The sequence below is a fragment of the Lacrimispora brassicae genome (assembly GCF_054772055.1).
The window spans coordinates 17,629-40,378 of sequence record NZ_BRYH01000040.1 but is presented as its reverse complement, the minus strand read 5'-3'; the positions used below and the strand labels follow the sequence as shown (position 1 = coordinate 40,378).

Annotated in this window: 24 protein-coding genes; 16 read left to right on the top strand and 8 right to left on the bottom strand. The window is 42.7% G+C overall.

The features are described from left to right. The first annotated feature begins 89 nt into the window (after nucleotides 1-89). The 8 genes from ACYVD3_RS18215 to ACYVD3_RS18180 all read left to right on the top strand — a co-directional run bounded on the left by ACYVD3_RS18215 (nucleotide 90) and on the right by ACYVD3_RS18180 (nucleotide 6,391). On the top strand, nucleotides 90-788 hold the full coding sequence (locus tag ACYVD3_RS18215; protein WP_460643909.1) for a DUF1963 domain-containing protein: 699 nt from the start codon (nucleotides 90-92) through the stop codon (nucleotides 786-788). 280 nt (nucleotides 789-1,068) lie between these two features. Next, nucleotides 1,069-1,908: a GNAT family N-acetyltransferase gene (locus ACYVD3_RS18210; protein ID WP_460643908.1), complete on the top strand. Its 840-nt coding sequence runs from the start codon at nucleotides 1,069-1,071 to the stop codon at nucleotides 1,906-1,908. Nucleotides 1,909-1,922: 14 nt separating this feature from the next. Further along, entirely contained in the window at nucleotides 1,923-2,306 is a 384-nt protein-coding gene (locus ACYVD3_RS18205; RefSeq protein ID WP_460643907.1) for a hypothetical protein, read from the top strand. A gap of 222 nt (nucleotides 2,307-2,528) precedes the next feature. After that, nucleotides 2,529-2,651, top strand: a complete 123-nt coding sequence (locus ACYVD3_RS18200; RefSeq protein WP_460643906.1) for a hypothetical protein — start codon at nucleotides 2,529-2,531, stop codon at nucleotides 2,649-2,651. 285 nt (nucleotides 2,652-2,936) lie between these two features. Continuing rightward, nucleotides 2,937-3,590, top strand: a complete 654-nt coding sequence (locus ACYVD3_RS18195; protein WP_460643905.1) for a response regulator transcription factor — start codon at nucleotides 2,937-2,939, stop codon at nucleotides 3,588-3,590. Next, complete coding sequence (locus tag ACYVD3_RS18190; protein WP_460643904.1) at nucleotides 3,591-5,009, top strand: sensor histidine kinase; 1,419 nt, start codon at nucleotides 3,591-3,593, stop codon at nucleotides 5,007-5,009. It begins immediately after the preceding gene. Beyond that, the gene (locus tag ACYVD3_RS18185) at nucleotides 5,002-5,541 is read left to right on the top strand and encodes a hypothetical protein (protein WP_460643903.1); all 540 of its coding nucleotides are present in this window, start codon (nucleotides 5,002-5,004) and stop codon (nucleotides 5,539-5,541) included. Before ACYVD3_RS18190 ends, ACYVD3_RS18185 begins: the two co-directional genes overlap by 8 nt. 73 nt (nucleotides 5,542-5,614) lie before the next feature. Continuing rightward, nucleotides 5,615-6,391: a hypothetical protein gene (locus ACYVD3_RS18180; RefSeq protein WP_460643902.1), complete on the top strand. Its 777-nt coding sequence runs from the start codon at nucleotides 5,615-5,617 to the stop codon at nucleotides 6,389-6,391. Between the two features lie 327 nt (nucleotides 6,392-6,718). Here the strand turns inward: ACYVD3_RS18180 and ACYVD3_RS18175 are convergent, their stop codons facing one another. Further along, entirely contained in the window at nucleotides 6,719-7,513 is a 795-nt protein-coding gene (locus ACYVD3_RS18175) for an IclR family transcriptional regulator (RefSeq protein WP_460643901.1), read from the bottom strand. Nucleotides 7,514-7,736: 223 nt separating this feature from the next. Between ACYVD3_RS18175 and ACYVD3_RS18170 the strand changes: the two genes are divergently transcribed. The 6 genes from ACYVD3_RS18170 (at nucleotide 7,737) to ACYVD3_RS18145 (ending at nucleotide 12,749) form a co-directional block, all read left to right on the top strand. Next, nucleotides 7,737-8,729, top strand: coding sequence for a 2-keto-3-deoxygluconate permease (locus tag ACYVD3_RS18170; RefSeq protein WP_460643900.1), 993 nt, complete (start codon nucleotides 7,737-7,739; stop codon nucleotides 8,727-8,729). A 25-nt stretch (nucleotides 8,730-8,754) separates the two neighbouring features. Then, nucleotides 8,755-9,048 (top strand): UxaA family hydrolase, encoded by a 294-nt coding sequence (locus ACYVD3_RS18165; RefSeq protein WP_460643899.1) that lies wholly within the window; start codon nucleotides 8,755-8,757, stop codon nucleotides 9,046-9,048. Nucleotides 9,049-9,071: 23 nt separating this feature from the next. Beyond that, nucleotides 9,072-10,259, top strand: coding sequence for a UxaA family hydrolase (locus ACYVD3_RS18160; protein ID WP_460643898.1), 1,188 nt, complete (start codon nucleotides 9,072-9,074; stop codon nucleotides 10,257-10,259). 31 nt (nucleotides 10,260-10,290) lie between these two features. Then, the gene (locus ACYVD3_RS18155) at nucleotides 10,291-11,187 is read left to right on the top strand and encodes a fumarylacetoacetate hydrolase family protein (protein ID WP_460643897.1); all 897 of its coding nucleotides are present in this window, start codon (nucleotides 10,291-10,293) and stop codon (nucleotides 11,185-11,187) included. 30 nt (nucleotides 11,188-11,217) lie between these two features. Further along, the gene (locus tag ACYVD3_RS18150) at nucleotides 11,218-12,111 is read left to right on the top strand and encodes a dihydrodipicolinate synthase family protein (RefSeq protein WP_460643896.1); all 894 of its coding nucleotides are present in this window, start codon (nucleotides 11,218-11,220) and stop codon (nucleotides 12,109-12,111) included. A gap of 377 nt (nucleotides 12,112-12,488) precedes the next feature. Next, complete coding sequence (locus tag ACYVD3_RS18145; RefSeq protein ID WP_460643895.1) at nucleotides 12,489-12,749, top strand: GlsB/YeaQ/YmgE family stress response membrane protein; 261 nt, start codon at nucleotides 12,489-12,491, stop codon at nucleotides 12,747-12,749. 132 nt (nucleotides 12,750-12,881) lie between these two features. Here ACYVD3_RS18145 and ACYVD3_RS18140 read toward each other — a convergent pair whose 3' ends face one another. The 6 genes from ACYVD3_RS18140 to ACYVD3_RS18115 form a co-directional block, all read right to left on the bottom strand. After that, nucleotides 12,882-13,661, bottom strand: a complete 780-nt coding sequence (locus tag ACYVD3_RS18140; protein WP_460643894.1) for a DUF169 domain-containing protein — start codon at nucleotides 13,659-13,661, stop codon at nucleotides 12,882-12,884. Continuing rightward, nucleotides 13,661-14,554 carry a MetQ/NlpA family ABC transporter substrate-binding protein gene (locus ACYVD3_RS18135; RefSeq protein ID WP_460643893.1) on the bottom strand — a complete coding sequence of 298 codons (894 nt, stop codon included), beginning with the start codon at nucleotides 14,552-14,554 and terminating at the stop codon, nucleotides 13,661-13,663. Before ACYVD3_RS18135 ends, ACYVD3_RS18140 begins: the two co-directional genes overlap by 1 nt. Nucleotides 14,555-14,568: 14 nt before the next feature. Then, nucleotides 14,569-15,252 (bottom strand): methionine ABC transporter permease, encoded by a 684-nt coding sequence (locus tag ACYVD3_RS18130; protein WP_460643936.1) that lies wholly within the window; start codon nucleotides 15,250-15,252, stop codon nucleotides 14,569-14,571. Continuing rightward, complete coding sequence (locus tag ACYVD3_RS18125) at nucleotides 15,252-16,214, bottom strand: methionine ABC transporter ATP-binding protein (protein ID WP_460643892.1); 963 nt, start codon at nucleotides 16,212-16,214, stop codon at nucleotides 15,252-15,254. The genes ACYVD3_RS18130 and ACYVD3_RS18125 overlap by 1 nt, the downstream gene beginning before the upstream one ends. Nucleotides 16,215-16,458: 244 nt before the next feature. Beyond that, the gene (locus tag ACYVD3_RS18120; RefSeq protein WP_460643891.1) at nucleotides 16,459-17,763 is read right to left on the bottom strand and encodes a GHKL domain-containing protein; all 1,305 of its coding nucleotides are present in this window, start codon (nucleotides 17,761-17,763) and stop codon (nucleotides 16,459-16,461) included. 7 nt (nucleotides 17,764-17,770) lie between these two features. Then, a complete protein-coding gene (locus ACYVD3_RS18115) occupies nucleotides 17,771-18,478 on the bottom strand; it encodes a LytR/AlgR family response regulator transcription factor (protein WP_460643890.1) in 708 nt (235 codons plus the stop codon). Between the two features lie 177 nt (nucleotides 18,479-18,655). Here ACYVD3_RS18115 and ACYVD3_RS18110 point away from each other — a divergent pair, with 177 nt between their 5' ends. After that, entirely contained in the window at nucleotides 18,656-20,113 is a 1,458-nt protein-coding gene (locus tag ACYVD3_RS18110; protein WP_460643889.1) for a sodium:solute symporter family protein, read from the top strand. Nucleotides 20,114-20,283: 170 nt separating this feature from the next. Here ACYVD3_RS18110 and ACYVD3_RS18105 read toward each other — a convergent pair whose 3' ends face one another. Continuing rightward, nucleotides 20,284-20,931 carry a GntR family transcriptional regulator gene (locus ACYVD3_RS18105; RefSeq protein WP_460643888.1) on the bottom strand — a complete coding sequence of 216 codons (648 nt, stop codon included), beginning with the start codon at nucleotides 20,929-20,931 and terminating at the stop codon, nucleotides 20,284-20,286. A 276-nt stretch (nucleotides 20,932-21,207) separates the two neighbouring features. Between ACYVD3_RS18105 and ACYVD3_RS18100 the strand changes: the two genes are divergently transcribed. After that, complete coding sequence (locus ACYVD3_RS18100; protein ID WP_460643887.1) at nucleotides 21,208-22,749, top strand: alanine/glycine:cation symporter family protein; 1,542 nt, start codon at nucleotides 21,208-21,210, stop codon at nucleotides 22,747-22,749. The last annotated feature ends 1 nt before the right edge of the window (nucleotide 22,750 follow it).

Here is a 22,750-nt window from a genome sequence, read left to right as displayed (position 1 = left end):
ACAAACTTCCCATTATGTTTATAAGTATTCATTATCAAGAAAATAAGAAATACATTTTATTTATACAATACGTAAGAGGTGTGCCAGATATGAACGTAAAAGAAATAAAGGAAAAACTTTCAAAAAAAGCTATTGTTTTTGAAACAGGGGGGAAAAGACCAACCGGTGAATTACTTGAAAGTTGGATTGGCAGTGTTTGTTGGCAGTATGAAGGTGAAAGTTTTCCTAAAGATAAACGAGAAAATAACATGATTCCTATCGCAACAATTTTCTTAAAAAACTTGCCTTTTTTACCGTTAGAATTGGCTGGAATTGAGCTTGTTACAATATTTATGTCAAAAGATGTTTGGGATAACTTTATATCAGAAGATTTGAGTCCTTGGTTTTGTATTCGTACATATAGTTCATTAGAACAGTTAGTTCAATGCAAGTATCAAACTGATATTATAAAGCCTTTTCCACTCATGCCTCAATTGATAGAAAATGATTATCCCTGTTGGGATGGTGGCGGAATTCCAGAAGAAATTGAAAATATAATACTTCAATTAGAGACAACCGAAGGAATAGATTATTTTGATGATATATGCGAAGAAATATATGCCAAGCACAAAGTTGGTGGTTATCCTGCTTTTTGCCAATCTGGATATTACTTTTATAATGGGTATGAATTTGTTATGCAAATCTCATCAGATGCAAAAGCCTTGTTTAATATTGTAGATAGTGGAAATTTCTATTTCTTCTATAATTCGCAAAAATCTGATTGGAAAGTATATTGTGATTTCTATTGATGCTTCGTGAAATGAGCAAACGGAGAAGTTAATGCAACTTCCCATTATGTTTACACTGCGCTAAAAAAGTCACCTCATATTATTAATAACCTGCGATAACAGATATAAACATTAAGAAGAAAAGTAATTTTATGGGTAAACTGTTGTCAGAAATGTTACTTGTGGAATTGTGACAGTTGTTTCTGATTCAATTGACAGAATACCAGTTCTGTTGAAAGGATTTGTATCAAACAGAAGAATTATGAATCATGTAGATTAACATCAATTCAGGAGACAAAGCATGGAGAATAATACAAAAGTAATCGAAGCAATAAAAAAATACTGCTTGAATCACCCAGGCGCATATGAGGCAAGACCATTTGGAGAGTATCCAATCTGTTATAAGGTTATGGGCAAAATATTTGCTCAGCTTAATCCGGAAGAAGAATTTTATAAAATAACGTTAAAATGTGAGCCAGATAAAGCAAATCTTTATCGGCAGCTTTATCCGGAGATTGTAATCCGGGGATATCACTGCCCTCCGCTTCAGCAGCCATATTGGAATACCGTTAATTTGAATGAGTTCTCGGATATAGAGATGCTGTTTCAGATGATTGATGAAGCATATGGTGCTGTTATTGGTAAATTCAGCAAAAAATCAAAAGCGGACTTGCTGAATCTATCTGAATTGGAGTTTAAAGATACGGATGGAGAAGATCAGGATTTTTCAATGCTTTGCAGCAGATTGGACAGTGATCTCGATGAACTTGTTGGAGGAAAATTTCAGAGAGGTCAGTATGAACAGTATAATCAAAGAGATAGTATTCATGACGTGATTGTGGCATATCGGGAAGGAGAGCCAGTTGCATGTGGTGCCTTTAAAATGTATGACGAAGATCATGCGGAATTAAAACGAATATATGTAGAACCGTCGCATCGAAAGATGGGGCTGGGTGCAGAATTGGTTCGGAGATTAGAGGCAAAGGCAAAAATCAAAGGATACCGCTGGTGCATTTTGGAGACCGGAAAACCGTTAGAAGCAGCCTGCTGTATGTACAAAAAGGCAGGATATAAAGTTGTACCAAATTATGGGCAGTATGCGGACATGCCGGATTCTATTTGTATGGAACGAAAAATCTGATTGGAGATTATTTGATGGAGAGGTACGAGCCTGGTTTGAAGAAAAAGTCATTTTCCTTATTTTATAATGGTGGAGAAATTTGGTGTGAGCATTTGGATTCCCTTTATGGTGAAAAGGAATTGTTAAAGCAGAAATTTGAGCAGGACCTGATACAAATCAGCAGACCGTCTGCCAGTTCCTTTATTGCAGTTGTTCTTGATGAATCGACGGTTGATAGGGACATTTTAGAACTGATCGTTGACCGCTTTGTCATGTTAAACAGGCCGTTGCGCAAAGTAGTATTTGTAGGACTGAATTTAAAAATGAAAAGCTATATTAAAAAGAGAAATGCAGATATTTCGTTTATGATGACATGTATAGATGATCTTGAAAAGGCAAAAGAGTGGCTTGTTTCGTAAAGAAATGAGCCAATGGAAAATTAATGTAACAGACCATTATGTTTATTCAGCATCTATAATTCAAACAATTGGTTGGGCAAACAATTCATACATAAAGAAGGGTGATACATTTGGCATATAAGTTTTCATATTACTCCGATGAATATTTTAATCAGATTGAAAAGCTGATACTGAATAGCTATTCCATTGGATTTAGTTGCCTTTGATCAGGAGGGAAAACCAGTGGGGCTTGCTATCATATGGTACAATGAAGCGATACAATTTTGTGAACTGGAACCTTTGGGCGTGGCATGGTGGTGCAGGCGTAAGGGAATTGCAAGTTCAATTGCTCAAAATCAGGCCTGATGAAAAAATGTGATTTTGCAGCAGAAAAGAGTGTCCGGTGATAAAATAGACTTCGCATGAGCAATGTGGGGTCTTTTTTATGTTGTATTATATAAAATTACGTATTATTATTTGGTTATGCTATTTACTGATTTTTACAAGATTGATACATATATATGTTTATTTATATAGTAAGAGGAACAATATGAAATAATAAGCAGAAGGCTGTTGGCAGATACCATGAATTAGTTTTTCTACCTGTCCTGTTAATTGGGAAAAGGGAAGCTGGATAGAGAGGAAATAAAAATGCATAATATTTTGATCGTTGAAGATGAAAAGCCCATATCTGATTTCATCAAGCTAAGCTTGAGAGCCATGGGGTATGAGTGTGAACAGGTTTATGACGGGGAAGAAGCGGCAAATAAAATTTTAGAAAAAAAGTATTCCTTGATTCTTCTGGATATTATGCTGCCCAAAGCCAATGGATTTGAATTAATGGAATTTATTCGCCCTATGGAGATCCCGGTAATTTTTTTAACTGCAAAAGGAAGTGTACAGGACAAAGTAAAGGGCTTTAAGCTGGGGGCTGATGATTATTTGACAAAACCCTTTCAGATTGAGGAACTGCAGGTCCGGATCGAAAATGTGCTTAGACGGTATTATAAAACAGATGAGATCCTGACTTATAAAGATATTTCTGTGAATGTATCATCTCACAAGGTCACAAAGGATGAAAAGGAGATCACTCTTACGGAAAAAGAATTTAAATTGTTGGTGCTGTTTATCAGCAATAAAAATCTGGCATTATTCAGAGAGCAGATCTATGAGAAGGTATGGGAAGGGGAGTATACCGGAGACAGCAGGACAGTGGATATGCATATACAAAGGCTGCGTAAAAAATTAGATTTATATGATCAATTGGTATCCGTGTTTAAAATAGGATACCGTTTGGAGGAATAAATGAAGCTTTCCTGGAAAATATTTTCAAATACCTTTCTGGTGGTTCTATTTTCTTTAACATTAGAAGGGGTTGTACTGCTGTCAATGACATTCCACAAAACATATTTGTTGGAAGTAGAAAGGGAAAAAGAAAATATTGAAAACATTCATAGAGAATTGGTAACAGTGCTTGCAAATGACAGCAGTACGTTGTATAAGGAACCGATGAAAAGCATTGAAGAAGCAATTGATATTTTGAAGGACAATTGGCAAGAGGGATCTTATAGAATAAGGGATGACAGCGGGACGGTGCTTTTTCAGAACAATGATGCAGAATTTTTAAATAGAGAGGCAGACGGATTATCTCCTTATAAGATTGTATACGGTGTAGCAAAGAATGAAAATAGATATTTTTTGCAAATGTCGGTTCTGACAGAACTGTTGGAAAAACCTGTTATCATAGAGATTCATAAAGACCTTACACAGATTTTTATGGAGAAAGCAGAGCAGCAAAGAATCTTTATTGTAACCGTGATCGTAGTAGGAACCTTAAGTGCGTTGATCAATGCAGTGAATGTTATAAAATTAACAGATCCAATTCATAAATTGATTTATGCAGTTAAAAAGGTCAGATCAGGGGATTATACTGAGAGAGTGGAATATAAGGAAAAGGATGAAGTCGGAATTCTGGCATCTGATTTTAATAGCATGGCAGAGCAATTGGAAGAAAAAATCCGGTTGCTGAAGGAAACAGCAAAAAAGCAGGAAGAGTTGGCAGGAAGCCTGGCGCATGAGATCAGAACGCCCCTTACTGCTATGATAGGATATGCAGACTTAATAAAGAGAAGCAAAATGGAAGAAGAAGATTTCCTATATGCGGTAAACTATATTATTTCAGAAGGAAAGAGGCTGGAAGCACTTTCCAACAGGATGATGCAGCTATTAATAGAAAAAAACGCAATGCCCAATTATACCGTCAGCAGGGTTCAGAATTTGTTGGAAGACGCATTGGAAGCGATGAAACCGGTCTTTGACAAAAAGAATATTACTGTAAAAAAGTCTTCAGCAGATTTTCCCATAAGAGCAGATATGGAACTTATGAAAAATGTATTATTAAATATATTGGACAATGGGGGAAAAGCGGCTGGAATCAATGGCGAAATTACCATAGAATCTGGCTGTAAGAACGGGAATGTGTGGATTTCCATAAGAGATAACGGCATTGGAATGCCAAAAGAGGAAATATCTAAAATTCAGGAAGCTTTTTACCGGGTGGATAAATCCCGTTCCAGAGCAGAGGGGGGAGCCGGCCTGGGGTTAGCGATCTGTTCCAACATTATGAATATTCATAATGGCGAAATGCTGTTTGAAAGTGAAGTTGGGAAAGGAACTACGGTAACATTGATATGGAAGGGACTTGTGGATGAACAGGATGTTTAACTATGTATTATATATAACCAAGATAGGTATCTTAGCTTTTGGAATCCTGATCTTTCCATATTTTTATTTTCAATATCAGGACCGGAAGCTGTTTCATGAGATAAAAGAGATGGACATGACCGTTTTTAAAATGGACAGAGTAGAAAATAATGCCTTAACCCTGGAAGAAAAATTGAAGCTCTTAACTGACGGCAATGCCGATCTAAAGCATACCGAACTAAAAACAGGAGACAGGTATAGTTTATATGAGGCGCGCAGACAATGTTTCCGGGAACTGTGCAAGATACCTGTATTAGAAGCCAGTTTATATGGTCCCCTGTTAAATGAGATCGATATAACCCCTTACCTGTTAATTGACTCGGAGACACCGTCAAGTTCTATGCTGATTTGGAAAGGCTTCCTCACAATAAATGATATCAAATATCAGATTACGTTGGAAGAAGAGAGCGGTAAGCTGCTATCTATTCAGCCCATAGGAAAAGAAAATGATGTTTTGAAAATGCAGTGGGAAAAATATTTAAAAAATCCGTAGAGATTATACAAGTTTGTTACATTCATTTGTGAAAATACAGTATAACATAAAAAAACAAATGGAGGATTTAAAAATGAAGAACAAAAATTACAGAATGCTGCTATTAGGAAGTCTTGCATTTGCTGTGACATTGTCTATAAGTGCTTGCGGGAATAAAACATCAAACCTGCAGAATGATAATAATACTGCAAACGTATCAGAGGAAACAACCCAGAAAGAGCCGGCAGAGACAGAAGGAACATATTCTGAAAAAGCGGATTCAAAAGAAACATCGGTTTCCAATGTATCTACAGTTGCTGATAACGTAAAGGCCGGAACAGATGAAATACCAATGCTGAAGCTGCCGGAAGGCATCTCAGGCATGAAAGCAGAGACAAAGCCGTTTAAAGAACTGAGAGATCTGATCATTGAAGATATGGAGGTACCGGAGGATTATTATGAAACAACACATTATTTCTATAACTATATTGATTTGAATGATGATGGGAAAAATGAAATATTTGTTATGGTTACGGGTCCCTATACCAGCGGTACCGGCGGAAGCAGTGCATTGCTGTTGTCTGAAAATGGTGGAAAACTGCACATTACTCAGGAGTTTACGTTAGTAAATGAACCAATTATTGTCAGTGATAAGTTAGATAATGGTTATCATGATTTAATTATTCCTTATTATGGTGATAACAAGACTCAGTATTCTGTGTTGAAGTACACCCATGAAGCTTACCCCAATGTACCGGATGGAGAGATGATCGATAGTCTGGATGGTGTTAAGGGGAAAGCGATCATTGCCAATGACAGGATCAACGAAGTGCAGGAAGGGATTATGGGAATAAGTCTTAGTGAGAAGTAAATGGTGCAATCATGGGGCCTATGCTGACTGCTGGATATTTGAAAAGGAGTAATGGGAATAGGGCAGAATGTCTGAAATGATAATCCAACTGGATCTTTAGTTTAAAAAGAACAGGAGTGCAACTCCTGGCATGAAGTCATGATGATTTTCATTGTGAAACACTCCCTTCGTGTTTTGAGTTCGCCGTAGGATTTTAGCATCCTACGGCTTTTCTCTTGCCTTAAATTCTGCCTATAGGGTTAAATTTGGACATAAGTTTCCTATTGGGAAAATGCCTTAAATTGCATTTCCAAGAGATTTTTGTGATGTTCGCCTCCTGCATTTTGATTACATACCGTCATAAGCACAGAATGTATTCTCGTCCAAATTGTTCTCAAATAAGTACTGCTCAATGGTGTTTCCGATCCGCTTTAAAACACCCTTGATTTGCATGGCCTTTTCCGGTGTATCGCGGTAAGTTGGAACGCTGATGGACACGCTGGCAATGGTTTTCTGGTCACAGCAGATAGGGGTGGCATAGCAGCAGATATCTGTGTTCGTTTCCCTCTTCTCATAGGCAAATTTGCTGGCATTGAGTTCTTCCAGCTCTTTAAACAAACGGTCGAAGTCTGTGATCGTATATTCCGTGAGTGGATGAAGACCGTTTGGATAAAGGCTTTTTACTTTCTCAAAGGGGGCCCGGTATAACAACGCTTTTCCAATCGCAGTACAATAAAGCGGGAATCGTTTACCGACTCTGGAAGAAAGACGGATCGCCTCTTTGGAATCCACCTTTGCAATGTACAGAACACTGTCCTCGGAGCGGATACCGAACTGGCAGATCTCATTTGTCTCATTCACTGCATACTCCATCTCTGTCTTTATAAACTGCATGACACTCTTTTCACCATAGTAAGTAATCCCTGAAAGATAGGTCTCAATTCCAATCGTATACAAATTTGTATTTTTATGAAATGCAATAAAATTCCTGCTGGCCATTGTGTGAAGAATAGGGGCGATGGTCGTCTTGGGTGAATCAATATTCTTAGCAATATCCGACATGCTGAGACCGGATGGATTCGCCGCCAGCAGCTCCAAGATATTTAAAACGCGTTCCGTTGGTTTGTGCTCAATATTAGGCATCGTTTGCTCCTTTATTCATCATTGCTGTTCCTATTATACCAAAGTCAATTTCAAGAAAGCCATTGGTAAATATAAACAATATAAACTGATAAAATCTGTATATAATGTCAAAACTGCAAAAAACGTATTGACATTTATGGAAAATAAATATATTCTTTCTTTGAGATGTACGAAAATGCGCATGACGTACGTAAATACATATAAAGGGAAAGGGAATAAAATTATGATAATGAATTTTCTAAAGAAAGTTCCAGCCGGAATGATGATTGTACCTTTGCTGATCGGGGCTATTTTAAATACGTTTTTCCCTGCAGCACTCCAACTGGGCTCTTTGACAACGGCCACTTTTTCTAATGCCGGAGCAGCGACCGCCATGGGAATCCAACTGGTCTGCCTGGGAACTACTCTGCAGATCAGTGATATCGGAAAGGTGCTGAAGAGAGGTGGCATCCTACTGCTTTCTAAATTTTTTATCGGAGCGGCCATCGGTATTGTGGCTGGCAAGTTCTTCGGACCGGCAGGCGTGTTAGGTCTGTCAGCATTGGCAATTATCAGTGCGGTGACAAACAGTAATGGCTCCGTATACCTTGCATTGATGCAAACCTACGGTGATGATGTGGATGGCGGAGCCATGGCATTGCTGGCATTGAATGACGGACCGTTTTTTACCATGATAGCACTGGGCGCCTCTGGATTGGCTAATATTCCTTTTAAGGCACTGATTGCAACCATTATACCGATTTTAGTAGGAATGATTCTGGGTAATCTGGATAAGAAATTCTCGGATTTTGTGTCCCCGGCCGGTTCCGTACTGATTCCGTTCGTGGGATTGACCCTGGGCGCTGGAATTAATCTTATGAATGTAGTCAGGGGCGGCGTTCCAGGAGTATTTTTAGGATTAATTACCGTATTTATTGGCGGCATGTTTATTGTATTCTGCGACAGGGCAATTGGAAAACGCCCCGGATATGCTGGGTGGGCAGTTGCCACAACAGCCGGCAATGCGGTGGCTGTGCCCGCTGTCGTGGCTCTGGCCGACCCGGCCCTGGAACCTTATGTGGCCGGAGCAACAGCGCAGGTGGCGGCAGCAGTGGTTGTTACAGCGATTCTGGCGCCTTTGATGACCAGTTATTGGGTAAAGAAATATGGCAGCCCCCAGATGCCGTTGGAAGCTAAAACTGAGACCAGCCCGCATGTACCGGTGGAAAATAATTAAGAAAAATAAAAGGAGGATGAACAAGATGAGTGAAGTTACGACAAACGCAATGATTATTGATGAGAAAGATACCGTTGCAGTGGCGATTGAGCCTGTGGAAGCCGGTAGTGTGCTCGCCTGGTTAGACAAGAATGGCGAATTACATAAACTGACGGCTTTGACTCCAATTCCGATCTATCATAAGTTTGCAATCAAAGATATGGAAAAAGGCGAGCCAGTGGTTAAATACGGCGAGCATATCGGTCTGTCGGGCACCGATATTCATGCAGGCCAGCATGTACATGTCCACAATGTTGAAAACCACAGAGAGCAATTATAAACTGCATACAGGAGGCTGTTATTATGGATAAGAAAACAATGAAAGAAATGACTTTTATGGGTTATAAAAGACCTGACGGAAGGATCGGCATCCGCAACAAACTGCTGATTCTTCCTGCAAGTGTCTGTGCCTCGGATACAACCAGAATCATTGCATCCCAAGTGGAGGGTGCTGTTACCTTTAACAATCAAAACGGATGCTCCCAGGTTCCTTCCGATCAGCAGTTCACCATGGATGTCATGGCCGGATACGCGGCGAACCCCAATGTATACGGAACAGTAGTAATCTCTTTAGGATGCGAAAACTGCCAGATGGATCTGGTCTTGGATGCGATTAAGGAGCGGACCAACAAACCAATTGAGCATTTTGTTATACAGGAGAATGGCGGCACCATTGCAACCATAGAAAAGGCTGTCCGGGTAGCCAGAAAGATGGCAATGGATGCCTCCGCACTGCAAAAAGAAGAATACAGCATGTCTGAACTGATTGTAGGAACGGAATGCGGCGGTTCGGATCCTACTTCCGGCTTGGCGTCCAATGTTTTGATCGGAGAAATCAGCGACCGGATGGTGGAGATAGGGGGAACCTCGATCTTATCAGAAACCACGGAATTTATAGGAGCAGAACATATTTTGGCGCAGCGGGGAAAGGATAAGCGGGTCAGTGACCGGATCTACCAGATCGTACATGATTACGAACATGCCATTAAGCTGGTAGGCCATGACGTCCGTGAAGGCAATCCCTCTCCCGGCAATAAAGAAGGCGGACTGACCACACTGGAAGAAAAATCCTTAGGCTGCATCCACAAAGGAGGGCATACCCCAGTCAACGAAGTCTATGATTATGGGAAACAGGTGGACAAAAATATGGGTCTGGTGATCATGGACACCCCTGGAAATGATCCCTCGTCAGTAGCGGGAATGGTTGCCGGCGGATGCCAGATCTGTCTGTTTTCCACTGGAAGAGGGACCCCCACCGGTAATCCCATTGTTCCGGTAATCAAGATTACGGGAAACCGGGAAACCTATACCAATATGGTGGATAATATTGATACTGACGCAAGTCCCTATATTTATGGAACAAAGACTCTGGAGAAATTAGGGGATGAGCTGCTGACAGAGATGAAGCTGGTATCCGACGGCAAGCTTACAAAGGCTGAGGCGTTGGGATATACGGAGATGGCAATTGCCAGAGTCTGTAACTACATGTAGTAAATATTATAATTAAGGAAAAAGGCATTTTATGAAATATATCAGATTTGTGCCCCCAGGTGAGAAGGGCAAAATCGGAATTCTTTTAGAGAACCGCAAAATCTTACCGCTGCAATCGGTGATACCCGGGCTGAAAGCTGAAGATATGATTGAAGTGATACGGTATGCCGGCACAGCTGGTGGAATGAAGAAGCTGTCAGCCCTGGATTTTGAATCCAGAACAAATGAGATGTATGATCTGGATTCCGTAAAAGTCCTTGCGCCGATTGAGCGGCCGGTACATGACATCATCTGTGTAGGAGTTAACTATGAAGATCACTTAAAGGAGACAAAAGAGCATCTTGGAAAGAATGAGTTTCAGACACCTTTAAAGACCGTGTATTTTTCCAAGCGGGCCATTCGCATCATGGGGCCCGGTGAAGAGATCATCAGCCGGCCAGATCTGGATGAGGGGCTGGATTATGAAGTGGAACTGGCAGTAATCATCGGAAAGACCGGGAAAAACATTCCGGCTGAAAAGGCAGAAGATTATATTTTCGGATACTCTGTATTTAATGACATTTCTTTCAGAAATCTTCAGACCCTGCACGGACAGTGGTTTTACGGGAAGAGCCTGGACACCTGCGCGGCCATGGGGCCGGTGATTGCAGGTAAAGAAGAATTTTCCTTCCCAGTGGAACTGGCTGTAAAAAGCGTCGTAAACGGAGAACTGCGCCAGCACTCCAACACAAGGAATTTTATTCATGATATCCCTTCCCTGATTTCGGAGCTGTCGCAAGGCTTCACACTGGAATGCGGGGATATCATTGCAACAGGCACCCCGTCCGGTGTGGGAATGGGATTCACGCCGCCTCGCTATATGAAAAAGGGCGATACAGTGATCTGTGAAATTGAGGGGATCGGCAAGTTGACAAATATTATACGCTAGCAGTGATTAACATCAGAAAGAGGTGCTCCTATGGAAGTAAGTTTTTACACTCCGGTTGTAACTGCATTTAATGAACACGGAGAATTGGATTTAGACGGCAACAAACAGATATATGACCATTTAATTGACGGCGGGATCAAGGGTCTGCTGATTCTGGGAAGCAGCGGTGAATTTTATACCATGGACATGGAGCAAAAGAAAGCTTTGATCGACATGGCGGTTTCTTATGTCAATCAACGGGCAAAGGTGTTCTTTGGAACAGCCTGCAGCACCATGGAGGAAACATTGGAGCTGAGCGATTACGCTCTTAAAGCCGGTGGGGATGGAATCATGCTGATCAGCCCTTATTATTTTACGCTGGATGACGCATCCTTAGAGAATTTTTACGATGAAGCTGCACAGAAAATTGAAGGCCCCGTCTATATCTATAATTTTCCCGACAGAACGGGATATGACGCCAAGCCGGAGATCGTGCTGCGACTGCTGCGCAGGCATAAAAATATCGTAGGGCTTAAGGATTCTGTTTCAGAGATGGGCCACACCAGAGCCCTGCTGACAACGGTACGGGAAGAATTCCCGGATTTCCAGGTCTACTGCGGTTTTGATGAAAACCTGATCCATAATGCCGCTTGCGGCGGCGCCGGCTGCATCGGAGGGCTGTCCAACATATACCCGGAACTGATGACCCAGTGGCAGGATGCTGTCAACCGGAAAGACTGGGACTTGTCGTGCACGCTCCAGAAGAAAGTAGATATTTTGATGGGGATCTACGATATCAACCCGTTCTTTGTTCCGATATTGAAAAAGGCTATGATGCTAAGGGGCGTCGGAATCAAGGACTATTGCCGGAAGCCGGTCCTTCGCGTAACTGATGAAGAAACCAGGCGGCTTGAGGAAATCATGAGGAAGATGGAGATGATGTAGCAGAGCGGGGGATCAGATCACTAATATTTAAGAGTATTTGAAAGCAATGGAAATGAAATAAACTGGAAGAAACAGTTTTCCGCCGGTTCCTCAATGATGTGTTAAGACGAGGAATCGGCGGTTTTGTATTTTGATGGAGAAGAGAAAAATTTAATACTATGTATAAAAAATACAAATATGGCACAATCTAACTACAAATACCTGGTGGGAATAAAAGCTTATACATGAGGTCCTGTATGTCATTGCGAGGGTGCTTTTTTGGTTCTTATAAAAAGTTGAAACAATCTATTTTAAATGCTGAAATTTATTGACTGACAGATCATCACACAAATAATGAATCATTCATTATAAATAAAATTTGGAAAGAGAGGAAATAAATGATGGGAATTATAAGTTGGATTATTATTGGTGCTCTTGCCGGTTGGATTGCCAGTATGTTCACCGGTAATAATAAAAGTATGGGGGCCGGCGCCAATATTCTGGTAGGAATTATAGGCGGTCTGATCGGCGGGTTTTTGATGAGCCTTCTGGGAGGAACCGGCATTACCGGATTCAATATCTGGAGCCTGATCGTCTCTGTTCTGGGTTCCGTTATTTTATTATCAATCATTAATGCAGTGAAGAGGCAGAGGGAATAAGCTGGTTTGGCGGTTAAAGCCATAAACCAAAACATTCTGACGCAATGGGGATCAAGCAAAAAACAAGCATGGAAGATACCGGTTTTCCCGGTAACTTTTCATGCTTGTTTTCTGCCTGGATTTAAATCCGCCTTAACAATCCTTATAATAATTATACTGATATTTCACATCAAAGGGAATCTTGCAATCCTGAAAGTTCGCCGCAATCCTCTTTTTGCTTTCATCGTCTTCCATGATGTTAATGGTCTGATAAATCCCGTCAACCACTTTGGAAAACTGTGATGAGGGGATGCCCACTGCCATCTCATCCTTTCCCCAGCCGGCCAGATGCCTCGTGCCGATACATAACAGGGAAATATTCATGTCCTGGGTCACATAGGGCCTTGCGGAGCATTCCAGGCAGACGGCCTGATTGCCCAGCATGTTGATGTTTTCCGGCATGCCGTAAGAATAGGCGTAACCCTGGGTAATCCTCATGATGTTATAGGGATTGGTTACGATCAGGGCCACATCCGGTGGTGTTTCATACTTTTCCAAAGGCTGTACCAGTACTCCGTACATAGGCTTCTGGGAGTAGGAAAGCCCCGCCCGTACTTTGGCACTTAGCTCCTGGCTGGAGTAAAGGCCTAATCTGGCCCAGTTTTCCCCGTGAGCATTTTTTTCATCGGCAGGGTTGATTCCAAGGACTCTTGGGCCGCTTTGGCAGGAGAAGGAGCCTGCCTTGGCCTTAATGCTGTGGCCTGCGCAGGCTCCTTTCACCATCTGGCAGTAGCGGATGGGCTTTTGAGGAAATACCGCGTCAATGCTTTGAAATTCGGCTTCCGTTTCAATCAGCTTTACCCCTGCTGCCTTACGGGAAAGGTAGAGAGAAGCATATAATTTTGCAACATCTTCCTTCCAATGGTCAGTCATTATTCTTTTACCTGGTCGTCACTTGTATAGAATTCAAATACATTTGGGAATGCCTTGTTTATCTTTTCCTGAACGGTTGGGTCTTTAAAGCATTCAGCAAAGGCAGAAGCCCAGTCGGAATCTGCATCTTCCTTCCTTACAATGACGCCCATAGGATAATTGATCATGGAAGAATCTCTTGCAATATAAGAGGATGCATCCTTGCCTGAGGCAGCCATGTGGGTAAAGAATACACATGCGCCGTCTAAGTCACTTAAAGTGGTCACAGTCTGTCCCTGGTCCATTTCAATGATTTCAAGCTTTTTCGGGTTTTCCGCGATGTCAGCCACCGTTGCCTGCTTCTGGTCTGCGTTCAGCTTGATCAGACCCTGGCTTTCCAGAATCCGGAGAGCAATGTCTTCATTCATGGCGTCGTTCATCACTGCGATCCTTCCGCCGTCAGGGAATTCTGAAACGGAAGCATGTTTTTCAGAATACAGGCCGATTCCCGTATACATGGCATATGGTCTTGCCATGTCAAGGTCTGCATTGTTGTTTTGGTTGTAGCTCATAACGAATTTTTTGTGCTGTCCCAAAGCCATATCTGTTTCTTTGCTTGCACACGCCTCCAGAACCACAGGGTTGGAATCAAAGGTTTTGAATTCTGTTTCATATCCTTTTGCTTCAAAAATATCCTTAATGGCATCGTAGTAAACTTTGGAAATAGAGGTTCCTCCGATTACGATTTTTTTGGAAGTCTGTTTTGGGGTTTCTTCGCTTTTGGTGGTTTCCTGGCTTGCGGCGGCCGAAGTGGTTTCTTCTGCCTTTGTGGTGGTGTCATTTTTTCCGCATCCGGTTGTGGCTGCAACTGCCATCATGGCAGTGAGAGCGAAACATAAAGTTCTTTTTTTCATAATTTTCTCCTTTGCTAATTCAGCTTGTTATATATCATTTTTCCTAATCCCTGGATCAGAAGAACGAACAGAATGAGAATGATAACTACAAAATACATAATTGCGTAGTCAAACCGCTGGTATCCATATGTCAGGGCAACGGCTCCAAGGCCTCCGGCTCCCACGGCTCCTGCCATGGCTGTCATATTCAGCATGTTGATCAGCATAATGGTGAAATTGGATACAAGGCTGGGCAGCGCCTCTACTAACATGATCTTGTATATGATCTGAGGCTTGGAAGCTCCAAAGGCTTTGGCCGCTTTTATAAGCTGAGGATCCACTGTTTGAAGGGAATTCTCCGTCATCCTTGTTGCAAAGGGGGTACAGCCGATGGTAATTGCAAATATGGCCGCTTCTGTCCCGATCCTGGTTCCAAGCACCAGTCTGGTAAGAGGTGCAATGGCTACGATCAATATCATGGTGGGAAATGACCGGACAATATCCGTAATCTTCCCAAGGACATAATTTACTCCTCTGTTGGGAGAAAGCCCATCCTTATCGGTGACAAAGAGAATGATGCCCAGGATCATGCCGAAAAAAATGGATAAAACAGCAGAGACAAAAACCATCTGAAGAGTGGCAAAGATTGCCGGCAGGATGACCGATGGAAGATATTGAAGTAAATAGGACCTTTCCAGCCATTGGGATATGGTATTCATCAAAGCGGGCTCCTTTCTGTCCGGTAAAGGATTCCATGGGATTGCAGATAATTCTCACAAATGGGAAGATCTTGTGTTTCTATATTAATAGTTATATTGCCATGTTTTTGATTCTGAAATTCAAAAAAATCCGAATTCACCATTTTATAAGGTTTCTCCATCAATTTTCCCAACTCCCATAGCAGAGTATCAAAGGAAAGTCCGAATGTAACATTAACTCCTGATTTGGGAATGATTTCTCCGCCGTCCATGCCAAGAAGCTTTTGAAGGGCAAGGGGTTTTTGAAAGAAAAGTTCCCTCACATCCCCGGAGACTGCCGCCGCACCGGCATCCATGATGGTCATTTTGTGGCAGAACTGCTGAACCACCGGCATTTCATGGGTTACTAAGATAATGGTGATTCCCATTTCTTTCCGTATTTTATCCAGAAGATTTAAAATGGAGGCGGTGATATTGGGATCCAGGGAGGAGGTGCTTTCATCAGAAAGTATATATTTAGGATTCATTGTCAGGGCCCGGGCAATGGCGACTCTCTGCTTCTGCCCGCCGCTTAACTCCCCTGGCCTGGCCTTTAATTTGTCCTTTAGCCCTACCATTTCTGCCAGTTCACAGACTCTTTTTTTAATATCAGATCTTGGAACTTTCCAGCATTCCATGGGAAGAGCAATGTTCTGATATACATTTTTCCGGCTTACCAGAGAAAAGTTCTGGAAGATCATTCCCATATTTTTTCGAAAAAGCCTTGCCTGCTTTTCGCCCAGGGATTCCAGACACACGCCGTCTACAATGATAGAACCGGACTCGTAAGAATCCAGTCCGGCCAGACAATTCAATAGAGTGGATTTTCCAACTCCGCTTGGTCCTACAAGTCCGTATGCCTCTCCGTCTTCAATGGTCAGGCTGATGTTTTTTAAAACCTGCAGATCTCCAAACGTTTTATTTACACTTTTTATTTCTATCACGGCTGCACCCAATCTGTTTGTATGGTTTGTCCTGTATCAGTACATAGAAAGCTTTACAGCGAAAAAGCGCTGTTTTTGTCAAAATCTCTTTCATTATGTCTTACACATATAGAATATGTCAAATAGAAATATCCTATAAATAGCCTGTACTTATAGGATATTTCTATATATAATTCAAATGTAAAATCCAGACTTGTCTTTGGCTCCGGAAGAATTTCCTGCGCATTTAAGAGGGGAGAAAATCTCATATGCCGGAGCGGTCCATGATATTTACCATGGCTGTAAAGGTGGTATCATTGAAGCATACGTCAAAATCATCTCCGGGCCGGTTTAATATCCTGCGGATGCTTAAAAGTCCCAGGCCGCCATCCTGCTTGCTGGATAAAAGCTTTCCCTCGCGTTCTTTGATCTGCCCGTTATAGGAATTTTCTGCAAGCATCATCAGATGATCCTGCATCCACCTTGCCTGGAGATGGATAAAGCGTTTTTCTTTAAGCTTTAAGCAGGCTTCCATGGAATTTTCCAGCAGATTGCCTATGACGATGCAAAGGGTCAGGTCATCAATGGGGATATGGGCGGATATATCCAGGGTGGCCACAAATTCTATCTGGTTTTCCTGGCAGCGGGCGCCATATTCCTGCAGGATCTGGTTGACGGCCTGATTTTCGCAGTAATTCTGTTCTTTTGAGATATCCAGCTCCTTGTTTAAGTCAAGGAGGTATTTTCTCTGCTGGTCCTTATCCATATGGAGAAGGGCATGGATGTGATGCCTGAAATCATGGCGTATGATCCGAAGTTCCTCCCCATGTTCCAGCATCCGATTGTAATGCTCTCTCTGCTTTCCGATGAGCTGCCTTGCAAATAAAAGTTCTTCCTCCGTCTTTTTCCTGGAAACAGCCTCCAGGGTACCGTCCAGGATCATGACATAAAGCACCAGGATCATGGTGCAGAAGGCCAGATAAAACACCACATCTTCAAAGCCTCTTTTTGCCAGGGCTTCTCTGGAAAATATGGTGGAGGTGCCAAAGAGGGAAATGGCCAGGGAAATGGCCGGATATGAGGCAAGGAGCAGATGGGAGCGTCTGGACAACTGGATAAAAAGCTGGCTTGTCATGGTTCTCAGCCAGTAACGGACAAAGAGATAGAAGCCGCAGGCAGAGAGGAGGGAGACAATGACGCAGATCTGGCTGTAAGAAAGAAATATGGATTTTCCCAAAACAGAGGCGGCAAACTCATTTAATGACACGGACAGGACCGCAAAAAGCCAGGCGGATAAATAAAGAAATATCTTTTTTATCAGCTCGCCGTTAAAAAATATGAGAAGCAGAAGAAAAAAGAGGCAGGAAAAGATGCCCTGGACGATGAGAAACACCGGTTCCCTGATGTGAAACAGGGACTGGAAAGATACCATGATGACCCAGAGATATACTGAGACAGCCGCAATGTTTTCCCGGTTTTTCCTTTTGGGTTCCAGGCAGACGAAAATAGGCATCATGCGGACAGCCAGATTGATCAGATTTAATATAACATTACAAGCTGCTTCGTTCATGCCGGCCTCATTTCAATTGAAAATGGTAGTAGACATATTTGCATTCTTTATAAAAATTACGGGAAACAGGAACCGTCTCTCCATTGGTCATTACAAAACCCGCAGCTTCCAATGTTTCCACATGGTTCAAATTTACGATATAGCTTTGATGGCAGCGAAGAAAGTAAGCCTGGGCCTTTAATTCTTCCTGAAGCTCATTCAGCTTTTGATGGATGGAAAGGATCTCTCCGCTTCTGAGGACAATGTAGACCCGGTGCAGCCTGTTTTCAAAATACAGGATCCGGTTTAGTTTAAGCTCCATGGGGACCCGGTTATGTACGATGGAAATGGAGGTTTCCCGTGATTTGAAATGTTGTTCCATGACCCTCCTTAAGGTTTCCTCAAAATCCTTTTCCACCAGGGGTTTTAAGACAAAACCTGAAGCGTTGACCCGGTAACCGTCTACGGCAGACTCCAGGGATGAAGTGATGAAAATGATCACAGGGGAGTCTTTCTTTTTGAGCAGCCTTTTGGCGGCTTCGATGCCGGTCATGTCAGGCATGATGACATCCAGAAGATAGATGTCATAGGTTTCTTCTGCAGAAAATAATTTCCCGGCAGCTTCAAAATCATCAATCTGAGCATCCATATCATGCTTTTTGTAGTAGTCGCGCACAAAGTCAAGAATCCTCTTCCTGTCCTCTCTGCTGTCGTCACAGATGGCAATACGCAGCATAGAAAAATCCCTCCGATCTCATTCCATTGTATTGAGATTTTTCATAGAAGTCAAGACAGGAGAAGGAATCAGCATATTTGGTGGGAAATTGGCAGAAACGGTTGTGTGAGCCGCCCTTTGAATGTGTTAAACTGGACCTATAAAAGAATTTTCATATAAAAACAGGAGGGGTTTTTTATGGGAGCAAATGTTGTTGTAACTGCTATTGTTATCATTTATCTGCTGCTTATGCTGTGGATCGGCTGGTATTCATCCTCCAAGATTACTACCAGTACGGATTTTCTGGTGGCAGGACGCCGCCTTGGGCCGCTTCTTATGGCCGGAACACTGGCAGCCACGGAAATTGGGGGAGGAAGCTCTCTTGGAGTGGTTCAGAACGGGATGTCAGGCTTTGGCCTCAGTGCGGCCTGGTACATAATCACCATGGGAATTGCATTTTCCATTCTTAGTTTTATTGCCCCCCGGTTCAGGGCTGCAACTGTTAAGACCGTACCGGAATATTTCCGCAGACGTTACAATAAGCCCTGCGGCCTTATTACCGCTGTTATCATGCTGCTTCCTTTGGTGGGCCTTACGGCGGGGCAGTTCATCGCCTCTGCGGTCATTTTGTCAACCATGCTGGGCATTGATTATCAGGTGGCGGTTATCATTGTGGCGGTTGTGGTGACGGTCTACTCCATTATGGGAGGTTTATGGAGTGTAACACTGACGGATTTTGTTCAGGTGTTCCTGATCGTTATCGGAATGATCATTGCGATTCCTTTTGCCCTCCGGTATGCAGGGGGCTGGGACAATGTAAAGGCTAACATTCCGGAGGGAACTTTGAGCATGTTCCAAGGCTATGATTTATTTGGAATCATTTCCCTTATCATCATGTATACGGCCACGTTTTCCGTAGGGCAGGAGGCGGTATCCCGCTTTTATGCGGCAAAGGATGAGAAGGCGGCAAGGGGCGGCGCCTGGCTGGCAGCTCTTATCAACTTCATCTATGCCTTTATTCCCACGATTTTGGGAATCATTACCCTGGCACTGATGAATATGGGGAAATTCAATTCCCAGCAGTTTGCAGAGGTGGGAGCCAGGTATGCCCTTCCCATCCTGGCCATCAATACCATGCCGGCGGTGGTCTGCGGACTTTTGTTTTCCGGTATTATTTCAGCTACCATGTCCAGTTCGGATTCCGACTTACTGGGAGCGGGATCCATCTTTTCCAATGATATTTATAAGGCAGTGTTAAAGCCGGATGCCTCCAGCCAGTCTGTCATGAAGGTCACAAAGATCGTCATGTGCCTGGTGGGCGTGGCCTCCATGTTCATTGCCTTATTTAATACCCAGAGCATCGTATCCATTCTCATGTTCTGCTTTACCCTTCGGGCGGCAGGCTCCTTCTTCCCTTATGTTATGGGGCATTACTGGAAAAAGGCGTCGGCGGCGGGAACCATTGCTTCTCTCATAGCTGGAACCATTGTGGTGGTATATTTAGAGCATGTTTCCAAAGGAATGTTGCTTGGAGTCAAATTCAGCCAGCCCATCATACCGGGGCTGATCGCGGGGCTTATTGGATTTATTATTTTCTCCTTTGCCATGCCTCCCAAGAATGAGACGACGGAGCTGATCCCGGAGGAGGATGACTGACCACCTTGTTAAATAAGCGGCTATTTTTTATAAGGGGATTGAGGTGGAAAACTTAAGAAATAGAATATTTCAGTAGGGAAAGAGGGGGCTGCCACACTAAGTAATTAGTGAGCAGCTTCTTTTTTGGTGCGTCCAATGGGTGTACGTATATTCAGCCTGTTGGTTTTTTCTTATGGATTGTATCCTTTAATCAGTGAAAGACCGTGGATATAGTGCTGCTCAAGAAGCTGGGAGGCAAGGTCAAATTGGCCGGAGCTGTAGGCAGTGACGATATCCCCGTGCTGCTTGGTGGAACAGGACCGGTCTTCCGCTGTGCGGATAGCAAACTTTATTAGAAGGAAACGGATAAGATTGTATCTCTTATAGGTCTCTTTCAAGAACTGATTGCCGCAGAAGTCAAAAAACGACTTATGAAAATGGAAGTCTGCGTCAAAGTAGGCATCGTCATCCGGAGCAACTGTCTGCTTTTTTAAATATTCTTTCAAATGCTTTGTCACTTCCTTGTCGGCACCCTTGGCAATGGTCATATTGAGGGCTACACAGGAGATCGCCGCAATGAATTCATTGATTTCTGCTGCATATCCATAGTCAAAGCTGATTACCTGAGCACCTGTTTTTGTAACCTCTTTTACGAGGCCATCCTGATAAAGCTTGTTGATGGTATCCCGCACCGGTGTGGAGGAAACTAAAAAGCGTTCCTGTAGTTCTCTGTTTGTTATTTTGCTTCCCAGAGGAATGGTTCCGCTCATGATTTCATTTTTTAGGATGTTGTATATCTGTTCGCTTAAGGTCATTTTCACAAGAGTACTCATCATCATCTTCTCCTTCCTGTTTGTCTTAATTACTTGTAGTTTACATCTTACTATAAATCTCTTTTAAAAGCAATAATAGGGACAATTCTTGACCGGGCTTGTCTATATATTTCCCACAATCACAGGAATATAAAATTATAAAAAATATTATAAAAAAATATTGACAAAATGCCTTTTAGTTGTATAATAAACCTAACACACATGATGCATCATACATCATGCATCATAAAACGGACTTGAAGGTAGAAAGCAAAAACTAAATAAGTAAAGGAGGATAGGGAAATGCAACTATTTGAATGGCTGGTGTTTTACATCGTAAAGATTGTAACGGCACTCAATAAACTGTTGTGGGGCGACATGTTTATTCTGGAATTTTCAAATGGTGAAACCCAGTTCGGCATATCATTGCTGGTAATCCTGCTGATTCCCGCAGGACTTTATTTCACCATTAAAACAAGATTCCTGCCGTTCCGGCTTTTTCCTGAAATGATTCGGGCGACGTTGAGGAAAAAAACGGGAGAGGATGAGAATTCCATTTCTGGTCTTCAGGCATTGATCATCGCCACGGCTACCCGCGTGGGTATGGGGAACCTGGCGGGCGTGGTGGCGGCCATTTCCTTTGGTGGCGCAGGTGCAGTATTCTGGATGTGGGTGACTGCTATTATTGGCTCGTCTACTTCATTCATAGAATCAACACTGGCGCAGATTTACAAAGAAAAGGATCCTCTCTATGGAGGATACAGAGGCGGACCTGCCTACTTCATGAATAGGATCCGGTTTATTACAAAGGTGAAGCGTGAAGATATCTTTGTAAAGGATGTGCAAAAGGAAGCAGAGTATGTGGCAATGGACGGCAACACCTATTACATAAAGGGCTGTAAGTGCACATTCCTTGGAATTGCATTTGCGCTTTCAGGTCTGCTTTGCTGGGCAGGTATCAGCCAGGTAATCGGAAACTCAGTTTCCACTGCCTTTAAAAATGCATTTGGTATTCCTCAGATCACCACAACTGTGGTTCTGGTTGCAGTTTCCGCATGCATTGTGCTCCGTAAGAATGCCTCCGTGAAGGTACTGGATAAGATTGTGCCGATTATGGCATGCGCCTATATCGCAATTACGCTTTTCATCATTGCCAGGAACATTGTTCATCTTCCTGCTGTGTTTGGCAGCATCTTTTCTCAGGCATTTGGATTTAAGCCTCTGGTAGGCGGAGGAATGGGAGCCGTTGTTATGAATGGAGTAAAGCGGGGACTTTTTTCAAATGAAGCCGGAAGCGGTTCCGCCCCTTGTGCAGCAGCGGCTGCCGAGGTGGATCACCCGGTAACCCAGGGGTTGATTCAGGCTTTGGGCGTTTTCATTGATACCCTGGTAATCTGCAGTTGTTCCGCATTCCTGATGCTTTTGGCACCGGATGAGGTTATCAGCGGATTAGAGGGAATGGATCTTTTGCAGGGAGCTATGAACTATCACCTGGGTAGATTCGGAGTTGTTTTTATCGCGATTATCCTGTTTTTGTTCAGCTTTTCCACATTTATTGGCATTCTGTACTATGCACGCAGTAATGTGGCCTATATTTTCAAGGATACATGGGCGGCTCAGACCGGATACACGGTTTTTGCACTGGTGATGCTGTTTATCGGCGGAATCGCTGCCTATAGCTTTGTGTGGGATTTAGGAGACCTTGGAGTAGGGCTTATGACCATTTTTAATATGCTGGCAATCATTCCGTTGTCAGGTCAGGCCATTGCATCCCTTAAGGATTACGAAAAGAATTTTTCAATTAATAAAAAAAATAAAAATAAAAATATTTTGCAGGAGGAATAGT

Coding starts and splice junctions, on each gene's coding strand:
- ACYVD3_RS18215 (WP_460643909.1), top strand. CDS start 90: ATGAACGTAAAAGAAATAAAGGAAAAACTTTCAAAAAAAGCTATTGTT.
- ACYVD3_RS18210 (WP_460643908.1), top strand. CDS start 1,069: ATGGAGAATAATACAAAAGTAATCGAAGCAATAAAAAAATACTGCTTG.
- ACYVD3_RS18205 (WP_460643907.1), top strand. CDS start 1,923: ATGGAGAGGTACGAGCCTGGTTTGAAGAAAAAGTCATTTTCCTTATTT.
- ACYVD3_RS18195 (WP_460643905.1), top strand. CDS start 2,937: ATGCATAATATTTTGATCGTTGAAGATGAAAAGCCCATATCTGATTTC.
- ACYVD3_RS18190 (WP_460643904.1), top strand. CDS start 3,591: ATGAAGCTTTCCTGGAAAATATTTTCAAATACCTTTCTGGTGGTTCTA.
- ACYVD3_RS18185 (WP_460643903.1), top strand. CDS start 5,002: ATGTTTAACTATGTATTATATATAACCAAGATAGGTATCTTAGCTTTT.
- ACYVD3_RS18180 (WP_460643902.1), top strand. CDS start 5,615: ATGAAGAACAAAAATTACAGAATGCTGCTATTAGGAAGTCTTGCATTT.
- ACYVD3_RS18175 (WP_460643901.1), bottom strand. CDS start 7,513: ATGCCTAATATTGAGCACAAACCAACGGAACGCGTTTTAAATATCTTG.
- ACYVD3_RS18170 (WP_460643900.1), top strand. CDS start 7,737: ATGATAATGAATTTTCTAAAGAAAGTTCCAGCCGGAATGATGATTGTA.
- ACYVD3_RS18165 (WP_460643899.1), top strand. CDS start 8,755: ATGAGTGAAGTTACGACAAACGCAATGATTATTGATGAGAAAGATACC.
- ACYVD3_RS18160 (WP_460643898.1), top strand. CDS start 9,072: ATGGATAAGAAAACAATGAAAGAAATGACTTTTATGGGTTATAAAAGA.
- ACYVD3_RS18155 (WP_460643897.1), top strand. CDS start 10,291: ATGAAATATATCAGATTTGTGCCCCCAGGTGAGAAGGGCAAAATCGGA.
- ACYVD3_RS18150 (WP_460643896.1), top strand. CDS start 11,218: ATGGAAGTAAGTTTTTACACTCCGGTTGTAACTGCATTTAATGAACAC.
- ACYVD3_RS18145 (WP_460643895.1), top strand. CDS start 12,489: ATGATGGGAATTATAAGTTGGATTATTATTGGTGCTCTTGCCGGTTGG.
- ACYVD3_RS18140 (WP_460643894.1), bottom strand. CDS start 13,661: ATGACTGACCATTGGAAGGAAGATGTTGCAAAATTATATGCTTCTCTC.
- ACYVD3_RS18135 (WP_460643893.1), bottom strand. CDS start 14,554: ATGAAAAAAAGAACTTTATGTTTCGCTCTCACTGCCATGATGGCAGTT.
- ACYVD3_RS18130 (WP_460643936.1), bottom strand. CDS start 15,252: ATGAATACCATATCCCAATGGCTGGAAAGGTCCTATTTACTTCAATAT.
- ACYVD3_RS18120 (WP_460643891.1), bottom strand. CDS start 17,763: ATGAACGAAGCAGCTTGTAATGTTATATTAAATCTGATCAATCTGGCT.
- ACYVD3_RS18115 (WP_460643890.1), bottom strand. CDS start 18,478: ATGCTGCGTATTGCCATCTGTGACGACAGCAGAGAGGACAGGAAGAGG.
- ACYVD3_RS18110 (WP_460643889.1), top strand. CDS start 18,656: ATGGGAGCAAATGTTGTTGTAACTGCTATTGTTATCATTTATCTGCTG.
- ACYVD3_RS18105 (WP_460643888.1), bottom strand. CDS start 20,931: ATGATGATGAGTACTCTTGTGAAAATGACCTTAAGCGAACAGATATAC.
- ACYVD3_RS18100 (WP_460643887.1), top strand. CDS start 21,208: ATGCAACTATTTGAATGGCTGGTGTTTTACATCGTAAAGATTGTAACG.